Annotated in this window: 3 protein-coding genes; all 3 read left to right on the forward strand. The window is 47.2% G+C overall.

Annotation, left to right across the window (positions count from 1 at the left end; genetic code table 11):
* Window positions 1–41 precede the first annotated feature (41 nt).
* Window positions 42–5228 carry a PAS domain S-box protein gene (locus QUB35_RS07275; protein ID WP_333140726.1) on the forward strand — a complete coding sequence of 1729 codons (5187 nt, stop codon included), beginning with the start codon at window positions 42–44 and terminating at the stop codon, window positions 5226–5228.
* 101 nt (window positions 5229–5329) lie between these two features.
* A complete protein-coding gene (gene xylB, locus QUB35_RS07280; RefSeq protein WP_333140728.1) occupies window positions 5330–6772 on the forward strand; it encodes a xylulokinase in 1443 nt (480 codons plus the stop codon).
* Window positions 6773–6893: 121 nt separating this feature from the next.
* The gene (locus QUB35_RS07285; protein ID WP_333140730.1) at window positions 6894–8474 is read left to right on the forward strand and encodes a glycosyltransferase; all 1581 of its coding nucleotides are present in this window, start codon (window positions 6894–6896) and stop codon (window positions 8472–8474) included.
* Window positions 8475–8755: the final 281 nt, after the last annotated feature.

The raw sequence follows: 8755 nt of genomic DNA on the forward strand, positions 1-8755 counted from the left end.
GTTGACTGGAGAAGACCGTGTATGCCTACGGATGAATCTTCATGAAGCGCGACGCCACAGGCAAGTTTGTTAGCAATTGGAACTCGGAGATGAAACAACGAGTGAGCATATCTCTGACTAATACAGCATGGCGATCGCTCGATAAAGAGGCTCACAGGCGAGGAATTTCTCGCTCTGAAGTCATTGAACGCTTTGCCCGCACTCTTGAAGGCGAACAGTTGATCGCTGTCCAAGAAACCGAGGGCAAGGTAGCAACAATTCTGGAAAGCATTACCGATGCGTTTGTCGCCTTCGATCGCGACTGGCGCTACACCTACGTGAATGGGGCGGCGGCTCAAATCCTGCACAAAACACCAGAAGATATACTAGGAAAGCACGTTTGGAATGAGGTTTTTCCTGAGCTGGTTGGTGCAATTCCCTATCGAGAACTCCATCGGGCAATGACGGAACAGGTTCCTGTTTCCTGGGAAGAATTTGGGGAATCAGTCCAGCGTTGGATAGAGGCGAAGGCCTATCCCTGGAGTGCAGGAGTAGCAGTTTATTTTCGCGATATTACAGAACGCAAGCAAGCAGAGGCAGAACGAGAACGGTTATTGCACGAGCTTGAAATTGAACGCGCCCGATTTGAAGCCGTTTTACGACAAATGCCTGCGGGTGTAATGATTGCCGATGCAGCATCTGGTAAGTTGGTTCTGGCGAACGAACAAGCTAAGCAGATTGTTGGATATGGCTACGAACCATCGCTTGAGCTTAACGAATATGATGCCCTCGTTTCATACATTCCACTTCGTTCTAATGGTCAACCCTATGCCCATGAAGATATGCCCTTAGCGCGATCGCTAAAAACAGGTGAAGTCGTTACAAACGAAGAGATGGAAATTGATCGAAATGATGCTAGCCGCATTTTCATTAACGCCAACTCAGCACCGATTTTAGATAAGCAGGGGCAGATTGTTGCAGCCGTTGTTATCTTCCAAGACTTGACGGATTACAAACAAGTTGAACAGTCATTACGAGAGAGCCAAGAACGCCTGCAATTGGCACTGACGGCGGCTAAGATGGTGGTCTGGGATATGGATTTGCCGACCAATAAGGTAGTGTGTTCTGCTAATGCTCTAGACGTTTGGGGTTTTCATGAAGGCACAGGAGAAGATTTTTTTGCACTCATTCATCCAGACGATCGACAACGGGTGATCCAAGCAGCCCAACGGGCAACTGCGGTCGAACAGTCCTACGCACAGGAGTATCGGGTAATTAGTCCAGACGGCGTTATGCGCTGGCTCAACAGTCAGGGACAAGTTTATCTGGATGAAACGGGGCGAGGAGTTCGCATGGTTGGCGTTTCGGTTGACATCACCGAACGCAAACAGATCGAAGCAGAGCGCGATCGCCTTTTAAAACGAGAACAATCTGCCCGACGGTCAGCAGAAAGCGAACGCAAGCGGTTGCATGACATCCTGATGCAATTGCCGGCCATGATTGGAATTGTTAAAGGTCCCGATCTTGTGTATGAATTTGCCAATCCAACCTATCTGCAAGGGACTGGGCGCACTCGAGACATGATCGGGAAATCTATGCGGGATGTTTTCCCGGAACTAGAGGGGCAAATTTACTTTGATGTCATTGAGCGCGTTTACCGGACGGGAGAAACATTTATTCGGAATGAATCGCCTGCTTACTGGGATAAAAACGGTGATGGTGTGTTGGAAGAGGGATTTTTCAACTGCATCTGTCCGCCTTGGCGGGATGCAGAGGGAACCATTCAAGGCGTGTTGATTTATAACGTTGAAGTGACAGCCCAGGTGCGGGCAAGGCAACAAATTGAACAACTGCTTAAGAACCTCCAGCAGAAAGAAGAAATTCAACAATTCCTAATCGAATTGAATGAGGGGATTCGTGCCATTCAAGACCCCAAAGAAATTATGTGGCAGGTGGTTTGTGCTACAGGGCAACACTTTAGTGTCACTCGCTGTACCTACGGCGAAATTGATCCAACGCAGGAATATGTCATTGTCGATCGCGATTATTGCAATGGTGTAATCAGCGTGGTGGGTAGACATCACCTAGATTCGTTTGGCCCTGAACTCATTGCTGAATTAAAGCAGGGCAGAACAATTGTCGTGGATGATGTCGATCGCGATCCTCGGACTGCCGGAGTTGGGGCGGCTGCCTTCGATGCAATCCAAACCAAGTCTCTGCTATGTGTTCCCTTGGTGAAAGAGGGGAAATTTGTCGCATTGTTGGTGTTGCACCATGTCTCTGTTCGCCACTGGACGGAGGAAGATGTGGTGCTGATGGAGCGAATTGCTGAAAAAACCTGGCTAGCCGTGGAGCGGGAGCGGGCAGAAGAGGAATTGCGAGAAAGTGAAGCTCATCTGCAACTGGCGCTGAAGGTCGGACGCATGGGAACGTGGGACTGGGATATGCAGACCGATGCCTTGCTTTGGTCAGAAGGACATTTTATGGTACTCGGTCTGCAACCCAATGAGTCCGAACCCTGCTATGAGGTTTGGGCAAGTCGGGTTCATCCTGATGACCTAGCACAAACCAATGCAAAACTTCAGCAAGCCATAGCAGACAAGAAGGAGTATCACCATGAACATCGCCTGCGTTGGCCTGATGGCTCCATTCACTGGGTGGAAGCGAGAGGACAGTTTACTTATGATTCTCAGGGAAATCCCAAGCACTCGATCGGAGTTGTCATTGATATCACAGAACGCAAGCAAGCAGAAGAGGCGTTGCGTCAAGCCCTACAAAAGCTTAACTTCCATGTTGAAAACTCTCCAATGGCAGTCGTTGAATGGAATCGAGACTTTCAAATCATTCGCTGGTCTGCTGGTGCAGAGCGGATTTTGGGCTGGAGGGCCGAAGAAATTCTGGGCAAATCTTTAACAGAGATACCTTTTGTCTTTGAGGAAGACCTCGAATCGGTGACTGAAGTCTGCCAACGGCTGGTCTATGGTGAAGAACCCCATATTTTTTCATACAACCGCAATTACACGAAAGCTCGCAACATTGTGCATTGCGACTGGTATAACTCCAGTCTCAGGGACGAATCGGGACGGATGATTTCGGTGTTATCGCTGGTGCTGGATGTGACGCAGCGCAAGTATGCAGAACAAGAACGAGAACAACTGTTAGAACGCGAGCGCCAAGCACGATCCGAAGCCGAAGCCGCACAGCGCCAACTGGAAACCATCTTTGAAACATCACCCATTGGACTTGCTCTGTTAGATTCCGAGCAGCGATTTATTGCCATCAACGAAGCCTTAGCAGAAATTAATGGATTAACCCGCGAGCAACACTTAGGCTATTCAATTCCAGATATTTTTGGTCAGTCCGATCCAAAATTAGTTGAAGTCTTCCATCAGATTTACGCCACAGGGAATCCTTTCATTTCACCCAACTTTGCAGTGAATGTTCCGGGACGCGGAGATCGCCGTCCCGGTTACTACAACGTTTACTATCTTCCAACTGTTAACTCAAATGGTCAGGTTGAAGGCATTCTCGTGTATGTGGTAGATGTGACGGAACGGGTGCAGTTAGAGCTTGCCCAACGCTTTCTCTCTGAGGCAAGTGCGGTGCTGGCATCCTCACTCGATTATCAAACTACTCTAGAGCAAGTCGCGCAGCTTACAGTGCCGGAATTAGCGGACTGGTGTACGATTCACATCATAGACGAGGATGGTGCGATCGAGCAGATTGCGGTTGCTCACATCAACCCTGCCAAACTCGAATGGGCATATCAGATTAGAGAAAAGTATCCGCTGAACCCGGATGACCCTCGCGGTGCTGCATACACCTTGCGAACTGGGGAATCTGATTTGGTGCCGGAGATTCCCGATGAACTATTGGTACAGGCAGCGCGTGATTCAGAGCATTTAGAGATTCTGCTGCAGGTTGGATTCAGATCCGTAATGACGGTGCCGCTACGAACTCAGGCACGAATTCTAGGGGTCATTTCCTTTATCTCAGCCGAATCTGGACGACGGTATACCTCAGCAGATTTGCAACTGGCAGAGGAATTGGCGCGTCGTGCTTCCTTGGCGATCGACAATGCTCAGTTATATCGGTTAGCTCAACGCGATCGCGCAAAAGCAGAAGCCGCTAACCGGATTAAAGACGAATTTTTAGCCGTATTGTCCCACGAGTTGCGATCGCCCCTGAATCCGATTCTGGGCTGGGCAAAATTGCTACGAACTGGGCGACTCGATGCCACAAAAACCCAGCAAGCCCTAGAAACGATCGAACGCAACGCCAAGCTGCAAGCGCAATTAATTGAGGACTTGTTGGATGTCTCGCGCATTCTGCAAGGAAAAATGACGTTAAACGTCGCGAGTGTGAATCTAGCAGCAACGATTGAAGCCGGCCTGGAAACGGTACGACTAGCAGCCGAAGCCAAACACATTCAAATCCAGACCACGTTTAATCCTATTTCAGGAACGGTTTCAGGTGATACGAATCGCCTCCAACAGGTAGTCTGGAACCTCCTTTCCAATGCCGTGAAGTTCACCCCAGCCGGAGGACGAATCGAGGTGCAACTAGAGCAAGTTGGCACGTATGCTCAGATTCAAGTCAAAGATACGGGAAAAGGCATCAGTCGAGACTTCTTACCCCATGTGTTTGACTACTTCCGTCAAGAAGATGGCACAACGACTCGACAATTTGGCGGATTGGGATTGGGGCTGGCGATCGTCCGCCATTTTACCGAACTGCATGGAGGAACCGTTCAAGCAGACAGCCCAGGACAGAACTTAGGGGCTACATTTACCATCCGGCTACCCTTAAACCTCGTAGAACCGGAATCCTCTTCTGATGACAGGCACCCAGAAAGTGCGGCAGACTTAGCAGGTGTTCAGGTCTTGGTTGTGGACGACGATGCAGATATGCGAGAGTTGGCAGCCTTCACCCTGATGCAATCTGGCGCACAAGTTGCCACAGCCGCTTCGGCTGCACAGGCGTTGACTCTCCTGAATCAATCTGTCCCCGATCTGCTGTTATGTGACATTGGGATGCCAGAGATGGATGGTTATGCCCTGATTCGGCACATTAGAAAGTGGTCTCCTGAACAGGGAGGCACGATTCCTGCGATCGCACTTACTGCCTATGCTGGAGAAATCAATCAGCAGCAAGCCTTAGCTGCCGGATTTCAGATGCATATCTCCAAGCCTGTTGAACCTGATGAATTGGTAAAAGCGATCGCCCGTTTGCTAAGGAATGAGAATTAAATAAGTTGCATTTTTTGTAGGTTGGGTTGAGGAACGAAACCCAACCTACGAAGTTATTTAATCCACGATCCTAAGACACTGAATAATTGAGGATTAGCCCAATGCTGCTTGGAATAGATTTAGGAACAGGCTCTGCTAAGGCATTGCTCCTAGCGACAGACGGAACCACTATAGGTGAAGCATCAAACTCCTATCCTGTTCATGCACCCCAACCTGGATGGGCTGAGTCGGAACCAGAAGATTGGTGGTTAGCGGTTGCCTCGGCTGTTAGGAAGGCAGTGGGAAATCACGCTGATCGGGTACAGGCGATCGGACTTTCAGGGCAAATGCACGGTGTTGTCCTAGCTTCGGAGTCTGGTGAGCCCCTGCGCCCTGCTATCCTCTGGGCAGATACTCGCTCTAGTGCCACGCTGAACACTTATCATTCGATCGATGCGGCTATTCTAGAGCGCTTGGGCAACCCGATTACGGCTGGAATGGCGGGCCCCACTTTGTTGTGGCTACGAGAACACGAGGCTAATGTTTACACCGAAGCGCGTTGGGCACTCCAGCCAAAAGATTGGCTGCGGTTACGGATGACTGGAGAAGTTGCAACGGAACCATCTGATGCTAGCGGTACTTTGCTTTACGATGTTGTGTCGGATAACTGGGCAGAGGATGCAGTCTCAGCGCTGAATCTACGTGGTGATTGGTTACCAAAAATTATCCCCTCTAGTGCGATCGCAGGCTACCTAACAACTATTGCTTCAGAGCATCTTGGCTTAAGAGTTGGCTTACCCGTTATTGCTGGTGCTGCGGATACGGCAGCGGCGGCGCTTGGTAACGGACTACTAGAGCCTGGATTGGTTCAACTAACCATTGGCACAGGCGCTCAAATCATTACACCTCGATCGCAACCAATTATCGATCGTCATGGTCGTACCCATCTCTATCGAACCGCCCTACCTAACCAGTGGTACACCCTTGCAGCAATGCAAAATGCCGGGTTAGCGCTTGAGTGGGTGCGAGGTATCCTCGGCTTAAGCTGGCAGGAAGTCTATACTAAAGCGTTTTCTGTTCCCCCAGGATGTGAAGGGTTGACATTTTTGCCGTACCTCACGGGTGAGCGAACTCCACACCTTGATCCATATATACGTGGGGCATGGGTGGGGCTGGGACTTCATCACACACAGGCGCACTTGATGCGGGCAGCTTTAGAGGGAGTTGCTTTTGCCTTGCGACAAGGTTTTGAGGCACTTGAGGCAACAGGTTTTAAAGCGACAGAACTGCGTTTAGCAGGCGGTGGAACTGCAGAAATGCCTTGGAAACAATTACTGACTGATGTATTGAGAATACCCCTCTATGCAACTACAGTTGCTGCGGCTTCCGCGCGTGGTGCTGCTCTACTGGCGGGTATCGGAATTGGCGTATACGCAGATGCTAATGACACCATCAAACTGGCAGCCACACCAATGCTTGCTGCCACTCCCCAATCAGTTGATCCAATCCTAGAAGAGGCTTGGTTTCGATATCAATCTCTTTATCCACGACTTAAAAAAATGTGATAGCAGTTATGCCTAAAGGAGGACGTGCTAGAAGCTAGCTACAAATTATTCTTAAGCTAAGACTGCTTAAGAGCAGTCAAATTAAATTACTAAGTTTACTACAAGAAGAGGTACATATTACATGAACATATTAGCTGGAATTAAGCTCCCAAAATCCGCCGAAAGCGCCGATGTATATATACGGTGTAATGAATCTGCATCTATAAACTACCAGGAAAATGACAAAAAAGTTGTTTTATCTCAGGGGGGTGTTGTCTCCTCAAATTCTTACTTTAATTCGTTTTACGAGAGATATTATACTCAATATACAACTCTTAGCTCTATCTACTATGTGCTGAAACTTGAAGGCGATTTTAAAGTTTCTGTTTACAGAGAATTTGATGGACAAAAAAACAAAGAAATAATTTCTGAAGAGAGCTTTGAGAAATGTCAATTCTCTGACCCTGTAAAACTCTCACCAATAAATCTCCTTCAAGGCAAAAAAGCGGGCAGAATATATTTTGAAATAACTTGTTCTAGTGAACAGGGTGAATTTAAAGGGGCCTCGATAGCAACCGATCAAAGTAAAACTAGAGAAGCATCCTTGGGGATTGTCATTTGCACCTTTAAAAAAGAGGACTTCATACAAAATACATTAAGTGCAATTTTTCAAGATGAATTGCTAGAAACCAAGGACTTTAAAGTATTCGTTGTTGATAATGGTAGAACTTTAGATGAAGCTGATTTCGGAAAGCCAAAACTGAGGCTAGTTCCTAATATAAATGCTGGTGGAAGCGGGGGCTTTACCAGAGGGTTGGTGGAAGCTTTAGAGGAAAAAAAATATTCTCACTTTTTGCTTATGGATGATGATATAGAGTTAGAAAGTGAATGTATTTATAAATTATTTCCTTTGTATGAATACGCCAATTCTGATTTTGCTGTAGCGGGTGGACTGCTAAATTTACAGAAAAAGCATATCTTGTATGAAGCAGGAGCATCGTACAACGCCTATTCTAAAACTAGAGGATTTGGGCCTGGGGCATTAATTGCTTTAAATTATAATATCGATTTACGAGATTCTAATTCTCTCAACAGGTTGCTCAAGGAAGAAGATGTAGACTATGGCGGATTTTGGTTTTTCTCTTTTTCTAAGGAACTTGTTGAACAAACTCAATTACCGCTGCCTTTATTTATCAAAATAGATGATGTAGAGTTTGGTTTAAGAATAAAAGAGTTGGGCAATAACATTGTAGCTTTTCCATCAATGGCGGTGTGGCACCAACCAGCGGCGGCCAAAAATGTAAATTGGGAAAATTATTATTATATCCGCAATGATTTAATAGCTTATTCCATCCATTACTCTCCAGAATATATGGCTGCAGTTGAGCATTTGACAAAAGTAATCCTTCAGGCTTTAGCAAACTTTGATTACAATCATGTAGAGATGGTTGTAAAAGCTTTTGAAGACTATCTAAAAGGCCCAGATTTTATCAAAAACACTGACCCAGAAAGCTTTCACATGAGCATTGTAAAGCTTAGTAAAAGCTATAACAACCAAAATGAGGTAGATAAAGTAGCTGGTACTAACCTTTTGACTAGGTGGTTTAAAGTTGCTGCTGAAGGTATTAATGAATGGTCATCCGTAAGTGAAAAATGGAAAAGTGCTTCAAAGGAAATGACATCTACTATATTTTGGCAGCAATACCTTGGGCTAAAGAAATAGAATTGACCGCCTCCACTGGTTAATGGTTGACAGCTTAGGCTGCTAGCAACTCAACAATCCACCACAAAAGCGCCTTGGGATTAATTGTGGTAGTTGACACTCTCCCGTCACAGCGTAGGGCTGTTTCGGGGCAACCACGGGGAGTAGGGGTCGGATTGCCCCTACGGAAAATCAGGCTTTTGTAGTTTCGGGGCAACCACGGGAGGATTGCCCCTACGGAAAATCAGGCTTTTGTAGTTTCGGGGCAACCACGGGAGGATTGCCCCTACGGAAAATCAGGC

It is taken from the genome of Microcoleus sp. B13-B6, from assembly GCF_036705405.1.
Taxonomy (GTDB): domain Bacteria; phylum Cyanobacteriota; class Cyanobacteriia; order Cyanobacteriales; family Microcoleaceae; genus Microcoleus.

Coding starts and splice junctions, on each gene's coding strand:
- QUB35_RS07275 (WP_333140726.1), top strand. CDS start 42: ATGAAGCGCGACGCCACAGGCAAGTTTGTTAGCAATTGGAACTCGGAG.
- xylB (WP_333140728.1), top strand. CDS start 5,330: ATGCTGCTTGGAATAGATTTAGGAACAGGCTCTGCTAAGGCATTGCTC.
- QUB35_RS07285 (WP_333140730.1), top strand. CDS start 6,894: ATGAACATATTAGCTGGAATTAAGCTCCCAAAATCCGCCGAAAGCGCC.